This window comes from Haladaptatus salinisoli, from assembly GCF_020614375.1.
Taxonomy (GTDB): domain Archaea; phylum Halobacteriota; class Halobacteria; order Halobacteriales; family Haladaptataceae; genus Haladaptatus; species Haladaptatus salinisoli.
The window spans coordinates 2,297,756-2,312,584 of sequence record NZ_CP085327.1 but is presented as its reverse complement, the minus strand read 5'-3'; the positions used below and the strand labels follow the sequence as shown (position 1 = coordinate 2,312,584).

At 67.3% G+C, this 14,829-nt stretch carries 15 protein-coding genes and 1 tRNA gene; 3 read left to right on the top strand and 13 right to left on the bottom strand.

Going from position 1 to position 14,829, the window contains the following annotated elements:
* Window positions 1-14 precede the first annotated feature (14 nt).
* From dacB to LIX00_RS12570, 8 genes are all read right to left on the bottom strand, one after another.
* Complete coding sequence (gene dacB, locus LIX00_RS12605) at window positions 15-1,340, bottom strand: D-alanyl-D-alanine carboxypeptidase/D-alanyl-D-alanine endopeptidase (protein WP_227353537.1); 1,326 nt, start codon at window positions 1,338-1,340, stop codon at window positions 15-17.
* On the bottom strand, window positions 1,244-2,524 hold the full coding sequence (locus LIX00_RS12600) for an ABC transporter ATP-binding protein (RefSeq protein ID WP_227353536.1): 1,281 nt from the start codon (window positions 2,522-2,524) through the stop codon (window positions 1,244-1,246). Before LIX00_RS12600 ends, dacB begins: the two co-directional genes overlap by 97 nt.
* Entirely contained in the window at window positions 2,521-3,531 is a 1,011-nt protein-coding gene (locus LIX00_RS12595; RefSeq protein WP_227353535.1) for an ABC transporter ATP-binding protein, read from the bottom strand. Before LIX00_RS12595 ends, LIX00_RS12600 begins: the two co-directional genes overlap by 4 nt.
* A complete protein-coding gene (locus LIX00_RS12590) occupies window positions 3,528-4,592 on the bottom strand; it encodes an ABC transporter permease (RefSeq protein WP_227353534.1) in 1,065 nt (354 codons plus the stop codon). Before LIX00_RS12590 ends, LIX00_RS12595 begins: the two co-directional genes overlap by 4 nt.
* Before the next feature lies 1 nt (window position 4,593).
* Complete coding sequence (locus tag LIX00_RS12585; RefSeq protein WP_227353533.1) at window positions 4,594-5,544, bottom strand: ABC transporter permease; 951 nt, start codon at window positions 5,542-5,544, stop codon at window positions 4,594-4,596.
* Between the two features lie 39 nt (window positions 5,545-5,583).
* The gene (locus LIX00_RS12580; protein WP_227353532.1) at window positions 5,584-7,281 is read right to left on the bottom strand and encodes an ABC transporter substrate-binding protein; all 1,698 of its coding nucleotides are present in this window, start codon (window positions 7,279-7,281) and stop codon (window positions 5,584-5,586) included.
* An 81-nt stretch (window positions 7,282-7,362) separates the two neighbouring features.
* Window positions 7,363-7,851: a DUF7974 family protein gene (locus tag LIX00_RS12575; protein WP_227353531.1), complete on the bottom strand. Its 489-nt coding sequence runs from the start codon at window positions 7,849-7,851 to the stop codon at window positions 7,363-7,365.
* 36 nt (window positions 7,852-7,887) lie between these two features.
* Window positions 7,888-9,150, bottom strand: coding sequence for a diaminopimelate decarboxylase family protein (locus LIX00_RS12570; protein ID WP_227353530.1), 1,263 nt, complete (start codon window positions 9,148-9,150; stop codon window positions 7,888-7,890).
* Window positions 9,151-9,236: 86 nt separating this feature from the next.
* Here LIX00_RS12570 and LIX00_RS12565 point away from each other — a divergent pair, with 86 nt between their 5' ends.
* A complete protein-coding gene (locus LIX00_RS12565; RefSeq protein ID WP_227353529.1) occupies window positions 9,237-10,121 on the top strand; it encodes a DMT family transporter in 885 nt (294 codons plus the stop codon).
* Window positions 10,122-10,211: 90 nt separating this feature from the next.
* On the top strand, window positions 10,212-10,607 hold the full coding sequence (locus LIX00_RS12560; protein ID WP_227353528.1) for a VOC family protein: 396 nt from the start codon (window positions 10,212-10,214) through the stop codon (window positions 10,605-10,607).
* 23 nt (window positions 10,608-10,630) lie between these two features.
* On the opposite strand, the gene LIX00_RS12555 is transcribed toward LIX00_RS12560, so the two are convergent.
* From LIX00_RS12555 to LIX00_RS12535, 5 genes are all read right to left on the bottom strand, one after another.
* Window positions 10,631-11,113 carry a hypothetical protein gene (locus LIX00_RS12555; RefSeq protein ID WP_227353527.1) on the bottom strand — a complete coding sequence of 161 codons (483 nt, stop codon included), beginning with the start codon at window positions 11,111-11,113 and terminating at the stop codon, window positions 10,631-10,633.
* Entirely contained in the window at window positions 11,103-12,782 is a 1,680-nt protein-coding gene (locus LIX00_RS12550; protein WP_227353526.1) for a sodium/proline symporter, read from the bottom strand. Before LIX00_RS12550 ends, LIX00_RS12555 begins: the two co-directional genes overlap by 11 nt.
* Window positions 12,775-12,918 carry a hypothetical protein gene (locus LIX00_RS12545; RefSeq protein WP_227353525.1) on the bottom strand — a complete coding sequence of 48 codons (144 nt, stop codon included), beginning with the start codon at window positions 12,916-12,918 and terminating at the stop codon, window positions 12,775-12,777. Before LIX00_RS12545 ends, LIX00_RS12550 begins: the two co-directional genes overlap by 8 nt.
* A 154-nt stretch (window positions 12,919-13,072) precedes the next feature.
* Window positions 13,073-14,071: a C40 family peptidase gene (locus tag LIX00_RS12540; RefSeq protein ID WP_227353524.1), complete on the bottom strand. Its 999-nt coding sequence runs from the start codon at window positions 14,069-14,071 to the stop codon at window positions 13,073-13,075.
* 58 nt (window positions 14,072-14,129) lie between these two features.
* The gene (locus LIX00_RS12535; protein WP_227353523.1) at window positions 14,130-14,546 is read right to left on the bottom strand and encodes a desampylase; all 417 of its coding nucleotides are present in this window, start codon (window positions 14,544-14,546) and stop codon (window positions 14,130-14,132) included.
* Between the two features lie 82 nt (window positions 14,547-14,628).
* Between LIX00_RS12535 and LIX00_RS12530 the strand changes: the two genes are divergently transcribed.
* A tRNA-Leu gene (locus tag LIX00_RS12530) sits at window positions 14,629-14,713 on the top strand.
* The last annotated feature ends 116 nt before the right edge of the window (window positions 14,714-14,829 follow it).

Sequence of the window (14,829 nt, the reverse complement as noted above, 5' to 3'; positions counted from 1 at the left end):
AAAGGTTCGCGCGGTCAGTCGGCCAACTCGCGCACGAACTCGTCGATCGTCTCGCGGGCGTTCTCCTCGTCCGCTCCGGTCAACCCGCTCAGCAGTATCGAAAACGCCACGTCGCGCTCTCCGTCCCGGCGGACGATTCCCGAGAGGGTTCTGCTCCCGGTGAGCGTTCCCGTCTTCGCACGGACCTCGCGGTCCGCGTCGAGCAGTCGATTTTCGAGCGTTCCCTCGCCGGGCGCGGGGAGCGAGTCGAAGAAGGTCGCGGACCACGGCCGCTCGGCGGCCCATTCGAGCACCCCGACCAGTCCCCGGGACGATATCAGGTTGTAGCGCGACAGGCCGGAGCCGTCGCGGATGCGAAAACCGCCCGCCCCGCGTTCTTCGAGAAACTCGCCGACGACGTCCTCCCACGCCTCCCACGACCCCTCGCCGCGCACCTCGCGGGCGACGGTTCGGGCGAGTTGCTCCGCGAGGAAGTTATCGGAGGGAACGTTCATCTCCCGGACGAGTTCCGAGACGGGCGGCGACCTCACCGTCGCTATCGTCTCGCCGGCGGCGCTCGTTTCCGCGTCCGCCGGGGTTCGGGGGTTCTCGGAGACGGTCACGCCCGCGTCCGCGAGCGCGTCGCGGAACGCGAGCAGGCAGTGGCGAACCGGGTCGTCGACGGGGACGGTTTCGGTCCGCGGTTGGTCGGGCGGTCGCCCCTCGACGCGAATCGTCCCGTCGCGGGGGTCCCGGTACACCCGCAACTCGTCCGCCGACCGGTCGAAATCGGCGACGAGTTCGACCGCGTCCGTCTCTGGGGTCACCTCGACGTCGGTGCCGGACACCGTCACCGAGACCGCGTTTCCGGCGAGCGCGAGCGCCGTGCTCTCCGCGCCGTAGCCGTACTTCCCGTCCTCCCACGTCCACCCCGGTCCGCGGGACGGTCCGGCGAACCAGCCCGCGTCGGCGACGAGACGCGCCGCGGCGTCGATTCCGGCGTTTCCGACGCCCTCGGCGAGCGCCGACAGTTCGACGGGCGAGAGCGACGGGTTTCCCCGGCCGGCGAGCGCGAGGGAATCGCCCGCTCGGGAGACGCTCGTCTCGAAGCGGTAGTCCGGCCCGAGGTGGTGGAGCGCGAGCGCGGCGGTGAGCAGTTTCGCGTTCGACGCCGGCGGATGCGGAACGTCCGGGTCGCGGGCGACGAGTTCGACGCCGCCGAGTTCGCGCGCCGTCGCGCTCGCGCCGACGGAGTCCGGAATCGTCACCACGTGAACGCTTCGCGCTCCTCGGCGTCGAGGTGGCAGGCCGATAGCTGTCCGTCGGCGACCGACCGCAGTTCGGGCACCTCCGCCTCGCATGGCGACCGGTACTCCGCGAGCGCGGCGAGGGCGTCCTCCCAGTCGCCGTCCGCCGCGTGCGAGACGGCCGCTTCGACGGTGCGCTCGACCCGGGGCGGGAGGTCACCCCCGAAGTAGTGGGCGCGAACCGCCGCGGGTTCGACGTCGGTCTGCAGGTTCTCGTCCCGCACGTCGCTTCGGAACGCCGCGTACTCGCGGTACTCCTCGCGCGTGAACGGGTCGGGAACGATGAGTTCCGGACAGCGCGTGTGGAACTTACAGCCCGACGGCGGGTCGCTCGGACTCGGCACGTCGCCGGCGAGCTTCGGTTCGACCCCGCCCACGTCCGGGTCGGGGTTCGGCACCGCTTCGAGGAGCGCGCGGGTGTAGGGGTGGTGCGGTTCGGTGAAGAGCCGCTCGACCGGCCCGGTCTCGACGAAATCGCCGAGGTACATCACCGCGACGCGGTCGGCGACGTTCCTGATGACGGAGAGGTCGTGCGTGATGAACAGGTAGGTCAGGCCGAACTCGTCCTGTAAATCCTGCATCAGCGAGAGTATCTGGGCCTGCACGCTCACGTCGAGGCCGCTCACGGGTTCGTCGGCGATGACGAGGTCGGGGTTGATGGAGAGCGCCCGCGCGAGGTTGATGCGCTGGCGCTGGCCGCCCGAGAACTCGTGGGGGTAGCGTCCGTAGTGTTCCTCTTTCAGGCCGACCTGCCCCAGCAGTTCGACGACGCGTTCCCTGCGCTCTTCCTCGCTCCACCCCGCCGCTTCGAGCGGGTCGGCGACGATGTTTCCGACCTTCCGGCGCGGATTGAGGCTCGACTGCGGGTCCTGAAACACTATCTGGGCGTTCCGTCGGAACTCGCGTTTCTCGTCGCGGCCGAACGTCGTCGTCCGCATCCCGCGGAACTCGACCGCGCCGTCGGTCGGGTCGGTCAGGCCGAGCAGGGTCCGGGCGAGCGTCGATTTTCCGCAGCCCGATTCGCCGACGACGCCGAGCGTCTCGCCCGGGTAGAGGTCGAAGCTCACGCCGTCGACCGCCCTGACGCTGCTGTCGTCCAGTTCGAGCGGGAATCCGTCGCCGGAGTTCCACCGAATCGAATTGATGAACCCCGTGTTGACCGGGAAGTGTTTCGTCAGGTTCTCGACCCTGAGTAGCGGTTCGTCGGCTTGATTCGGGGGGCGTACGCTTCGGCTCATGGGCGACCTCGTTCGTGGAGCGCCGGTTCGTCGTATCCGTACTCGTCCTCGTGGAGGATGCACGCGGCGTCGTGGTTCGGGCCGACGTCGACCCGCGGCGGTTCGACCCGGGCGCAGTCGTCGATGGCGACCGGACAGCGGGTTCGGAATCGGCAGCCCGACGGCGGGTCGATGGCGCTCGGCATCGTCCCGGCGATGGGGTCCAGGTCGTCCGCGCGCTCGTCGGGTCTGACGACCGACCGCAGCAGCGACTGGGTGTAGGGGTGTCTCGGATTCCGGTACAGTTCGTCGTACGGGGCGTGCTCGACCACCTTGCCGAGGTACATCACGGCCACGCGGTCGCACACCTCGCGGACGACGCCGAGGTCGTGCGTGACGTAGACGACGCTCGTGTCGTACTCCTCCTGAATTTCGTCGAACAGATTTAGAATCTGTGCTTGGATGGTCACGTCGAGCGCGGTCGTCGGCTCGTCCGCGATGATGAGCTTCGGATTGCACGACAGCGCCATGGCGATGAGCGCGCGCTGGCGCATCCCGCCGGAGAACTCGTGGGGGTACTGGTCGACGCGCTGTTCCGGGTCGGGGATGCCCACGTCGTCCAGCAGTTCGACTGCTCGGTCGCGGGCCTCCGCTTCGGTGCGGTCGGTGTGGTACTCCACGATTTCGGCGATCTGGTTCCCCACCGTGAAGACGGGGTTCAGCGCCGACATCGGATCCTGGAAGACGAACGAAATCTCGCTCCCCCGCACTTCCCGTCGCAGTTCGCGCTCCGAGCAGGCGGTCAGGTCGCGCCCGTCGAACCGAACCGTCCCGTCGACCACCTTGCCGGGCGGGTTGATGAGACCGAGCAGGCTCTTTACGGTCACGCTCTTTCCGGCCCCGCTCTCGCCGACCAGTCCGAGCGTCTCGCCGCGCTCGACGTCGAAGCTCACGCCGTCGACCGCCTGCACGATGCCCTCCTGGGTGTAGAAGTACGTCCGCAGGTTTTCGACTTCGAGGAGGCTCATTCGTTTTGCCCCCGTTCGGTCGCGTTTCCTCCGTCGCGCTCGACGCCGCCGTCCGTCGCCGGACTGTCGGCGACCGGGTCGGGGTCGTCGAGCGACGCGCCCTCCGAGGGGAGGAGGTCGTCCCCCAGTTCGTCCCAGTCGGCCTTCCAGAGCGTCGTCCGCGGGTCCATCGCGTCCCGCAGGCCGTCGCCGAGCATGTTGAACCCCATCACCGTGATGAATATCATCAAGCCGGGGAAGACAGCGACCCACGGCGCGATGATCATGGCTTCCGTCGCCCCGTTCAGCATCCGTCCCCACGACGCCGTGGGGGGTTGGACCCCGAAGCCGAGGAACGACAGCGCCGCCGCGCCGATGATGACGCCGCCCATCGAGAGCGTCGCCTGCACGACGACCGCGGCCAGTCCGTTCGGCACGATTTCGCGGAAGAGGATGGTGCGGTTCGACAGGCCCGCCGCGCGCGCCGCCTCGACGTACTCCGCCTCGCGGATGGAGAGCACTTCCGAGCGCATCACCCGCGCGTAGGCCGGGATGCCGATAATGCCGTAGGCGATAAAGAGGTTGTAGACGCTCGTCCCCATGATTGCCATCATCGTCATGGCGAGGATGAGCCCCGGAATCGAGTACAGCACCTCCAGCGCGCGCATGATGGCGTCGTCCACGTAGCCGCCGAAGTACGCCGCCGTCGCGCCGAACGCGATGCCGCCGAGGAAGCTGATTCCCACCGCAATGACGCCGACGGCGAGCGCGATCCGACTGCCGTAAATGACCCTCGCCAGCACGTCCCGACCGAAATTATCCGTTCCCATCGGGTGTTCCAGCGAGGGTGCCGAGTAGGTCTCGGTCGGGTTCATCGCGTGCGGGTCGGCGTGGACGGCGGTGATGAGCGCCTTGTCGAACAACACGACGTCGATGGTCGAGAGCACCGCCAGCACGACGAGCGTGCCGACGATGAGCGCGCCGGCGATGGCCGTCGGGCTGTAGCGAAGCTCCCGAATCGTCCCCATCAGTCGGCTCTCGGTGTCGATTCCCGTCTCCGAAAGTGGTTGGTTCGTACTCATATCAGTCGTACTTGATCCGCGGGTCGATGTAGGCGTAGGCGAGGTCGGTCAGCAGGACGCCCACGAGGAACAACATGGAGAAAGACAGCGTCATCCCCATGATGACGCCGTAGTCACGCTTTAACATGCCCACGAAGAACAGCCGACCCATGCCCGGAATGGCGAAAATCTGCTCGACGATGACGCTCCCGTCCAACAGGAACGATAGCTGGAGGCCGATGATGGTCACCAGCGGCAACAGCGCGTTGCGGAAGGCGTGCTTGAGCAGGATGCGCCGCTCCGGAAGGCCGTAGGCGCGAGCCGTCTGGACGTAGTCCTGCGATAGCTCCTCGATCATGCTGGAGCGCGTCATCCGCATCAGCGTCGCCGTCTGCGCGGTCGTCAGCGTGACGACGGGCATGACGAGTCGCTTCGCCGATTCCACCGGGTCCTGCGCGAACGGCACGTAGCCGGACGCCGGGAGCCAGTCCAACTGGTAGGCGAACAGGAGGATGAGCATCAGCCCGAGCCAGAAGTTCGGCATCGAGAGTCCCGCCAGCCCCAAGAACCGCGAGACGTGGTCGCCGAGTTCGTTGTGCCGCGAGGCGGCGTAGACGCCGAGCAGGAGCGAGATGGGAAGCGCGATGACGTACGACAGCCCCATCAGCGTGAGCGTGGGGCCGAGTCGCTCCAGCATGAGGTCGCTCACCGGTCGCTTTCGCATGAACGATTCGCCGAGGTTCCCGTGGAGGAGTCGCCCGAGGTAGTCCAGGTACTGCTGCCACAGCGGTCGGTCGAAGCCGTACTGGTGGATGAGTTGATCCGCGAGCGCCTGACTCGGATTCAGCCCGAGGTAGATCCGCACCGGGTTGCCCGGGAGCGCGTGCATCATCACGAACGTGAGGGTGAAAACGCCCAGCAGGACCGGCACTATCTGCAGGAGCCGCCGGGCGGTGTAACGGTACATACTCATGATTTCGTGTACTGAAATTTCGTCTGGAAGGGTCGAACGTCAGTTCTTGAGCGACGCGTTCGACCACTGGTTACACAGCGGTTGCGCCGCGAACGCGGTGGGCTCGTATCCCTCGACCTTGGTGCTCCACGCGGTGGCGGACTGCTCGGAGTACACCGGGATGTGCGGGAACTCCGACTGGAACGCTTCCGCGGCCTGGACGTACAGTTTCCGTCGCTCGTCCCTGCTTTGGAGTTCTCGCGCCTTCCGGACGTTCTCGTCCGCCTTCTTGAGTTTCTCGCTGTTCGGATACGCTTCGTGGAGCATTCCGGCGGAGGCGTTGCCGACGTAGTTGTCGGGCAGCGGACTGTCGTCGTTGCGCAGGTTGCGGAACAGGTAGTAGTAGAACCCGTCGGGGTCCTGGCCGCCCGACCAGCCGTAGAAGGTGACGTCGTACTCCCCGGTGTCGAGTTGGTTCAACCACTGGCCGATGGTAACTTCCTGCACCTCGGCGTTGATGCCCACCTTCTCCATCTCGTTCTGGAGGATGATGGCCATGTTTTTGAACTTTCCAGAGGAGTGCGTGGACATCTTCACGTCGAAGCCGTCGCCGTAGCCGGCCTCGTCGAGCAGTTGCTTCGCCTTCTCGTGGTCTTTGTCGGGGTAGTACTTCTTCTTCCACTCCTGCCACGGGAAGTCCCACGCCTTGTTCACTTCGAGGGGCATGAACCCGTAGGAGCGCTTGCCGAGTTTCCCCTTCGTCGCCTGCAGCATCTGGTCGTAGTCGACGAGATACTGCATCGCCTCGCGCACCTTTCGGTTGCCGAACGGTTCGTGGAGCGAGTTGAAGATGAGACCGTTGTAGTCGAACTGCGAGATGCGTTTCATCTGCAGGTTCTTCCGACCCTGCGCCTTGCTGAGCAGCGTCTTCGGCACGGACGCCTGATGGACGTTCCCGGTGGCGAGTTCGACGAACTGAACCTCCGCCTTGGGAATGACCCGGTATTTAATCTGCTTCAGGTTCGGCGATTTGAGGAAGTAGTCGTCGAACCGTTCGAGCGTGAGGTGGGAACCGGATTTCCATTCCTTGAGTTGGAACGGCCCGCTTCCGATCGGTTTCTGGGCGAACTTCTTCTGGCCCTTCTTTTCCGCGTCTTTCTTCGGGACGATGGCCGCGTTCATCCCCGCGAGCGTCAACTCGAACAGCGCGTAGGGGTGTTTCAGGTTGAAGGTAACTTCGTAATCGCCCGAGGCTTTCACGCTCTCGACGAACGAGAGGTTCTCCTGATTCGTGGACTTGTTCTTCGGATCGAGCACCCAACTGAACGAGTAGGCCACGTCCTCGGCGGTCAACTCGTTCCCGTTGTGGAACTTCACGCCCTGCTTGAGGGGGATGGTGTACGTCGTCTCGTCCTGCTTTTTCGGCTTCTCCTTGGCGAGGTGCGGGACGATGTCGCTCCCGTCGGGTTTGACGGCGAGGAGCGTGTCGAAGAGGTAGTGCATCATCCCGTTGACCCACGCGAGTTCGTTCATCCGGGGGTCGAGGGTCGTCGCGTCCTCCGCCGTGGTGTTGACGAACGTGCCGCCCTTCGCGCCGCCGTTGCCGTCGGTGTTTCCGGGGTCGGCCGTGCCGGTACCGCCCGGCCCGTCGGGGTTCGTCGTCTGTCCGCCGCACCCGGCGAGCGCGGTGGCTCCGCCGAGCGCGCTCATCGTCAGGAACCGTCGCCGGTCCAAGTAGGTATCGTTGTTGCCAGTCATGTTTTTATTGTCACGGGAATCGCCCGTTTCGTGATACCTAATAGCAAAGAAGGCGGTGGCATATAGGGCCGCCCTTTCATACTAGGGTTGACCGGTCGTCACCGTGACTCGTACGCTATCGCTCAGTTTCCGCGGCGCGTCGCCGGTCGCGAGGTAGGCGGTGAGGGTGTGCTCTCCCGGCGTCGCTTCCCACACGTCGCCGTCGCGCCCGGCGCGGCGAACCCGTCCGTCCCACCGCCCTTCGAACTGCCGGATACCGCGCCTGCGGAACGCCACTCGACGCGGCGTCGCCGGCGGTTCGAAGCCCCGCTCGTCCGCCTCCGGGATCCCGTCCACCTCCCAGCCCCACAGCCGACTCGTCGGCAGGCGAACGCTCACGGGGAGCGGCGCGCGGTTGCGGACTCGAACGAGGAACCTCGCCGGTTCCCCGACCACGACCTCCCTCGGCGCGCGAAGTTCGACCGAGAGACACCGGAGCGCGACCGCGTTCGGGACGAGTCCCGCGAACCAACCGCCCGCGTCGTCGGTGCCGCCCGCCGGGTCGGGGGCGAGCGCGTCCGCCGGTTTCATGAATCGGTCACGGCGTGCCCGCGTCAAAGGTCTTTCTCACAGTCCGTCGGGAATCCGGTCGCGCCCGAGCACGTCCTCGCACGTCTCGCGCGCGCGCAGGCGGTCGTGACTCCCGTCGCTTCGCACCAGCGCGACCGGCGGTTTCGGTTCGGCGTTGGTGTGACTCGCGCTCCCGAGCGAGTACGCGCCGATCCTGTCGACGGCGACGAGGTCGCCGGGGCCGAGTTCGGGGAGCGCGACGCTCTCGCTTATCACGTCGCCGGAGTAACAGAGCGGCCCGGCGGCGTGGTACTCCCGATTTCGCCGACCGTCCTTCAGCGCGTAGACCGGGTAGGGCCAGTACGACGAGACGGCGTTCGTTCCCCCGTCCAGCACCGCGAAGTCGGCGTACGGCGTCTCCTTCACGACGCCGACCGTGGCGAGGAAGGTGCCGGCGTTCCCGACGAGTCTGCGCCCCGGTTCGACGAACAGTCGCGGTTCCGCGAGGTCGAGGTCGGCGCAGGCGGCCCGAACCGACTCGGCCATGTGCGAGACGATCTCCTCGGTGGCCGGCACGTCCTCGTCGTACGGAACCGGGAAGCCGCCGCCGAGGTCGAGGATTTCGATTTCGACCCCGAGTTCGTCGCGTACCTCGCCCGCGAAGCCGAGCATCTCGCGGGCCGCGACGCCGTAGGGTTCGACGCCGCGAATCTGGCTTCCGACGTGCAACTGGACGCCGGCGAGCGAGACCGCGTCGGACTCGGCGGCGCGACGGGCCACCGCCATCGCTCGTCCGCTCTCGATGTCGAGGCCGAACTTGCTCTCGCGGGTCGCCGTCGCCACCTCGGGGTGGGTCGGCACGTCCATCGCGGGATTACCGCGAATCAGCACGTCGGGGGTCGTACCGGTCGCGTTCGCCGCCACGACGACCTTCTCCAACTCCGCCGCGTTGTCCACGAGCAGGTGCGAGACGCCCCAGTCCAGCGCGCGTTCGATGTCCTCCGGGGCGCGGTTCATCCCGGTCAGGAGCACGTCCCCCGCGGCGAATCCGGCCCGCCGGGTGGCGGTCAGTTCGCACCGGGCGTAGGCTTCCGCCTTGCACCCGGCGTCCCGGAGCACCGAGAGGATGCCGAGGTTGTAGTTCGCCTTCACCGCGAAGTGAATCTCGGAGTCGGGGTAGTGGTCGTCCAGCGCGCGCCGGAGCGTCCCGTAGTTCGCGCGCAGATCGTCCTCGAAGAAGGCGTACAGCGGCGACCCGAACTCGGAGACGAGTTCGTCGGCGTGGTCGCGCAGTCGCTCGCGACGGGCTTCGATGTCCATACCCGAACGTCCCGCAAGCGGCCGATAACGATTGGCCCTCGCATGATAGGGATAGCGATTTACGACGAGAGCGACACCACCCGGACATGGCGCGCGCCGATTCGCTCGCACCCCTCTCCGCCGCGACGCTCTGGGGCGGGATGTACGTCGTGAGCAAGTGGGGGTTCGCCGCGATACCGCCCGTGACGCTGGCGTTCCTGCGGGTCGTCCTCGGCGGGGCGACGCTCCTCCTCGTCGTTCGGCTGACCGCCCCGAAGCGCTCGTTCTCGCGCTCGGAGCGGCGGCGGTTCGTCGTCCTCGGCGGGTGGATCGCGCTCACCATCGTCACGCAGTTCGTCGGCACCGACCTGACGAACGCGAGTCAGGGGTCGCTGTTGACGGTGCTCACGCCGGTCTTCACGCTCCCGCTGGGCGTCGTCGTCCTCGGCGAATCGCTCTCCGGGAGGAAGGTCGGCGGGATGGCGCTGGCCGCCGTCGGAACGCTGGTCGTCCTCGCCGGACGGTACGACCTCGCCGCCATCGGTCGCGGAAACCTGCTCGGCGTCCTCGCCCTGTTCGCCGCGAGTTTCGGCTGGGCGGGCTACACGGTCTGGGGGAAACCGCTCGTGCGAACCTACTCCGCGCTCGAAACCGCGACCTACTCGACGCTCGCGTCGATTCCGCTGGTCGGCGTCCTCGTGCCCCTCGAACTCGCCGCCGCGTCGTCCCCGTTCGTCGCGCCGGTCACCCCCGCGGTCGTCGGCGCGGTGCTGTACCTCGGCGTCCTCAGCACCGCGGCGGCGTGGTTCCTCTGGTATCGCGGACTGGAGGCGTTGGACGCGGGCGTCGTCGCGGTCTTCTTCTTCGCCCAACCGGTCGTCGGGGCGGCGCTCGGCGCGCTCTTCCTCTCGGAGTCGCTCGGTCCCGGATTCGTCGCGGGCGGCGTCGTGATGGGCGTCGGCGTCTGGGTCGTTAACACCGCGCGGGCGTAGTCAAGTTGTGAGCGGGTTGCCGGCCGCGCTCGCGGACCACTTTCGGAACGCGGTGGGGCATTATCCTTCCCGGGAGCGAACCGGTCGTCGATGATAACGAAACTGACGTACGCGACGGTACTGGTCGAGGACACCGACGAGGCGCTATCGTGGTATACCGAGAAACTGGGCTTCGAAAAGCGGAGCGACGAGGAGTTCGCGCCGGGGATGCGCTGGGTCACGGTCGCGCCGCCGGACGGCGAGACGGAGTTCGTCCTCCAGGAACCGACCGAGGAGTTCTTCGGCGAGGAAGCGGCGGCGCTCCGCTCCCGAATCGGCGAGGGGACGGTGTGGGTGCTCGAAACGGACGACTGCCGGGAAACCGTCGCCGAACTGGAGGGGCGCGGCGTGACCGTCGCGGACGCCCCCGAGGAGGTTCCGTGGGGCGTCTCCGCGGTGGTCGAGGACCTCTACGGGAATCCGTACAACCTCGTCGAACCGCGCTAAAGACGGCGACGAGTCGCCCTCGCTCACTCCCGTAGCGGGTCTTCGGTTCCCTGCAGGCTGTCCACGATGACGTCGCCGTCCGGGCGCTCGACGAGCCAGAACAGTTTGTAGGCGTCCGCGTCCCGCACGAACTCGATGTCGGGCGCGTCGTTCAGCGAGTAGCGCCGGAGCGTCCACTTGAACACCGCTTCCCGCGCCTTCGTCCGGGACTGTTCGTTCGACAGTTCCGCGGGGAGCACCAGCACGTCGTCCACCTCCCGCGTCTCCGCGTCGGGGAACGCGTCCGCCCGCACCACCAGCCGCCGGGAGCGGTCGACGGTGGCGACGAACCGGTCGGTGCGGTCGCCGACGAGCGGGCGGGCCATCGTCACCTCGGCCTCGTACACCAGGTAGGGGTACGCGACCGCGCCGACCCGTCCCTCGCCGACCTCCGCGCGCGAAATCGCCGGCGGGATGACCGCGAGTTCCGCGCGTTCGCGCCGCTCGCCGACGAGTTCACTCGTCATCCCAGTAGCCGGAGGCGTCGACGTGGGCGCGGATGTTGTCCGCCTCGGTCACGGCTTTCGGCGAGACGTCGCGCCCGCCGTCCGTCACGTAGCTCGGGGTTCCGCCCCCGGTTCCGCTCGTCACCTGCGACAGCGGTTTGTCGAACACGTCGAAGTGCTCGTCGACGCCGGACGGCGGTTTCGTCACGAGAGATACGGAGACGAGCGTGAGCACCGACAGAATGAACGCCGGAAACAGGCCGTAGACGCCGACGAGGTTGTAGAGGAACGGCGAGGCCTCCTGCGAGGGCATCATCCCGAGCGTTTCGAGGATGGTGCCGAGTTGCGTCCAGACGATCATCGTCGTCGCGCCGACGATCATGCTGGCGACGGAGCCTTTCGCCGTGACGCGCTTCCACCACAGCGCCGCGATGAGCGTCGGCCCGATCGCCGCCCCGAGACCGCCCCACGCGTAGTCGAGGACGAGGGTGTAGATGGGCGTCCCCTTCGCGCCGTAGGCGAAGAGGATGCTCGCGCCGCCGAGGGCGAGGGTGACGATCCGCGAGTAGAGCACGAGCTGCGCCTCGGTCGCCTGTTTGTTGAGGAATCCGTGGTACACGTCCTCCACCACCGCGCTGGTGGCGACGAGCAGTTGCGAGTCGGCGCTCGACATCATCGCGGCCAGCGCCGCCGCGAGGACGATACCGGCGACGGCACTCGGCAGGAGGGCGAGCGTTAGCCGCGGCATGGCGTTGTCCGCCTGCGCGAGGTCGCCCTGCCCGAACACGACGATGGCGTACAGTCCGACGAGGGCCGCGCCGATGTACGCGACGAACATGAACAGTTGCGCGACCAGCGCCGCGAGTCGGACGTTCTTCACCCGGTCGATGCCCATGAACCGCACCATGATGTGCGGGTTGCCGGGGACGCCGAGTCCGATCGCGGCGTAGCTGATGACGCCGAACACGGCGGCCCAGCCGGTCAGCCCGGCGGTGATGCTCGTCAGCGACCCGCTGCCCACGTTCGCCAGTTCTCCGAACGGCAGCCCGTAGTTCGAGAACGCGATGACGGGGAGGATGATGAACGCGGCGAGGATGATGGCGCCCTGGAAGTAATCCGACCACGCGACCGCGAAGTAGCCGCCGAGCAGCGTGTAACCGACGACGATGACGCCGCCGACGACGATGCCGACCACCGGTTCGACGCCCGTGAGCACCTGCAACAGCGTGCCGGCGGCGACTATCTGCGCGCCGACGTAGCCGCCCTCGAACAGCATCAACACGACCGCCGAGGTGCCTTTCACCATCCCGGTACCGTCCTGCAGGCGCGTCTCGAAGAACGTCGGCAGGGTCACCGACCGCACGATTTCGGTGTACTTCCGGAGTCGTTTGGCGATTCCGGCCCACGCGAGCAGGTCCGCCGGAATCATGCCGAGTCCGTTCAGGAACGCCATGATACCGGTTCCGTAGGCGTCCGCGGGCACCCCGAGCGTGAGCCAACCGCTCATCTCGGAGGCCCGCTCGGAGAAGCCGGTGACGACCGGTCCGATCTGCCGACCGCCGATGACGTAGTCCCCGACCGAGTCCATCATCCTCGAAGCCCACAGCCCGATACCGACGAGGACGAGCAGGTACGCGGCGAACGTTCCCAACACCCAGACGCCCGCCCCTCCCGCGAGTCCCTCAGGCATAGCTGTCCTCCTCGTACTCCTCCCGGAGACGCTCCTCGCGCCTCCCTTCGAGAACGTAGTAGGCAATCAACATCACGAAGAAGACGACGTAGGGGACGACAAGTCCCAACCAGTCGAGCGTGCTCATCCCTGGCATACTTGTTAGAGAATAGCAAACGAGAATAAACGTTTCGGAGATTCACGTCACCGGCGTGCGAAACTATTTGTACGAAGGCGACGCGAGGGTACCGATGCGCGAACGTCGCGGGCGATTCGATGCCGAATCGAGTCCGTTTTGCGAGCGTTCGCCGTCAGACGAGTCGGCGCGCGAGTTCGAACTCCTCGTCCAGGTCGGCGAGGTAGTCGTCGCGTTCGGCGTCGAAGCTGTTGACCACGACCGCGTCGGCGCCGCCGTAGGCGTGGACGTACTCGTCGCCGCCGAGGCTGACGGCGACGTGACCCGGAAAGAAGAGCAGGTCGCCCGGCAGGAGTTCGTCCCGGGAGACGGACTCCCCCATCGCTCGCTGCTGGTCGGCGTCGCGCGGGAGGTCGATTCCGTTCGTTCGGTACGCCACCCACGCCAGCCCGGAGCAGTCGATGCCCTCGGTCGTCATCCCGCCCCAGAGGTACTCCGTGCCGAGGAACCGCCGGGCGGCCGCGACGACGGCGTCGCCGGTCGGCTCTTCCGGAGGTCGGCGAACCGCGGACCCGGGGAGCGCGGCGCGTTCCCCGGTTCGGAAGACGACGGTCGCCGTCCCGGTCGGTTCGTCGTTCGCGCCCTCGCTCGCGTCCCCGCCCTCGCCTTCGATTCGACACGCGGTCCCCATGTACACCGGACGCCCCGCTCCCTCGGACGTCACGTCCCGGGTTACGACCGCGTTCGTCTCCGCGCTCCGTGCCGTCGCGAGCGCGCTTCGCTCGACCCAGCCGAGGTACCCGCCGGGCGTCAGCACCCGCGTCCACCCGTCCTCGCGGTCGAACGCGGCGACCGACGCGCCGTAGAGCACCTGCGTCACTTGCTCGGCGTCGTCCTCGGGGTCGGCGCGGACGGGCGCGACCGGCGGGGTCACGGTTCGTTCGCTCCTCGTTTCGGCGAGCACGGACACCTCGCTCGTCACCGCTCGCCCGGTCGCGCGTTCGACCGCGTCGCGGGCCTCGCGTTCGAGTTCTGGCGTCGAAACGCGTCCGCGGAGGGCGAGTCCGTCCGCGGTCGGGTCGGGGGTCACGTCGAAGACGGCGACCCGCGAGTCGGGTGCGTGTCTCGTTCGGCAGCGTTGGAGCGCAAGCCGTGCGCGGTGAGCGTCGTCCATGCGCCACCGTGCTCGGAGCGCCCTCAAAATCCTATCGTCCGACCGGGGAGACCGGCGACTATTCGAGCCGAACGATTTCGGGGTCGAACGCCTCGCCGGTCCAGCGCCACGACCCGACGAAGGGGTACGACCCGTTCAGCGAGACGACGACGTAGGAGTAGCCGTCCCACGTCGCGTCCGCCGCGTCGGCCTCGCTCGGCGCGTCCGGCCCCGCGGGGTGGGAGTGATAGAAACCGACCACGTCCTGCCCGCGCGACTCGATCTCCTCCATGAGCGCCAGTTGCTCCTCGGGGTCGATTTCGTAGTTCGTCCGCGGAGTCTCCGCGACGTTCTCCGCGCGGAGGACGTCTTCGACCCGAGCGTCGTTCCGATCGTCGCGCCGGGTGCCCGCGAGGAGACCGCAAACTTCGGCAGGACGGCCCCGGCGCGCGTGACTGACGAGCGTGTCGTACACTTCGCGGGAGAGGGCGAGCATGGCAGGGGATTCGGTACGAATCGGTATAAGCGAGGAGGCCAACCGAAACCCACTTGCGAGGGAAGGGATAATCGACTGACGGGCGAGGGTTGCCAAGCCAGGCCAACGGCGGCGGGCTTAAGACCCGCTCGCGTAGGCGTCCATGGGTTCAAATCCCATCCCTCGCACTGCGTCGTGTTTTCGTCGGTCGTCGGTTGCGTTCGGGCAGAATTATTTAGAAATCGAGACGGAAACCGTCGAACGCTTCGGCGGACTCACCGCCGGTCGTTCGACGAAGAACGCT

Coding starts and splice junctions, on each gene's coding strand:
- dacB (WP_227353537.1), bottom strand. CDS start 1,340: ATGCGAGGCGGAGGTGCCCGAACTGCGGTCGGTCGCCGACGGACAGCT.
- LIX00_RS12600 (WP_227353536.1), bottom strand. CDS start 2,524: ATGAGCCGAAGCGTACGCCCCCCGAATCAAGCCGACGAACCGCTACTC.
- LIX00_RS12595 (WP_227353535.1), bottom strand. CDS start 3,531: ATGAGCCTCCTCGAAGTCGAAAACCTGCGGACGTACTTCTACACCCAG.
- LIX00_RS12590 (WP_227353534.1), bottom strand. CDS start 4,592: ATGAGTACGAACCAACCACTTTCGGAGACGGGAATCGACACCGAGAGC.
- LIX00_RS12585 (WP_227353533.1), bottom strand. CDS start 5,544: ATGAGTATGTACCGTTACACCGCCCGGCGGCTCCTGCAGATAGTGCCG.
- LIX00_RS12580 (WP_227353532.1), bottom strand. CDS start 7,281: ATGACTGGCAACAACGATACCTACTTGGACCGGCGACGGTTCCTGACG.
- LIX00_RS12575 (WP_227353531.1), bottom strand. CDS start 7,851: ATGAAACCGGCGGACGCGCTCGCCCCCGACCCGGCGGGCGGCACCGAC.
- LIX00_RS12570 (WP_227353530.1), bottom strand. CDS start 9,150: ATGGACATCGAAGCCCGTCGCGAGCGACTGCGCGACCACGCCGACGAA.
- LIX00_RS12565 (WP_227353529.1), top strand. CDS start 9,237: ATGGCGCGCGCCGATTCGCTCGCACCCCTCTCCGCCGCGACGCTCTGG.
- LIX00_RS12560 (WP_227353528.1), top strand. CDS start 10,212: ATGATAACGAAACTGACGTACGCGACGGTACTGGTCGAGGACACCGAC.
- LIX00_RS12555 (WP_227353527.1), bottom strand. CDS start 11,113: ATGACGAGTGAACTCGTCGGCGAGCGGCGCGAACGCGCGGAACTCGCG.
- LIX00_RS12550 (WP_227353526.1), bottom strand. CDS start 12,782: ATGCCTGAGGGACTCGCGGGAGGGGCGGGCGTCTGGGTGTTGGGAACG.
- LIX00_RS12545 (WP_227353525.1), bottom strand. CDS start 12,918: ATGCCAGGGATGAGCACGCTCGACTGGTTGGGACTTGTCGTCCCCTAC.
- LIX00_RS12540 (WP_227353524.1), bottom strand. CDS start 14,071: ATGGACGACGCTCACCGCGCACGGCTTGCGCTCCAACGCTGCCGAACG.
- LIX00_RS12535 (WP_227353523.1), bottom strand. CDS start 14,546: ATGCTCGCCCTCTCCCGCGAAGTGTACGACACGCTCGTCAGTCACGCG.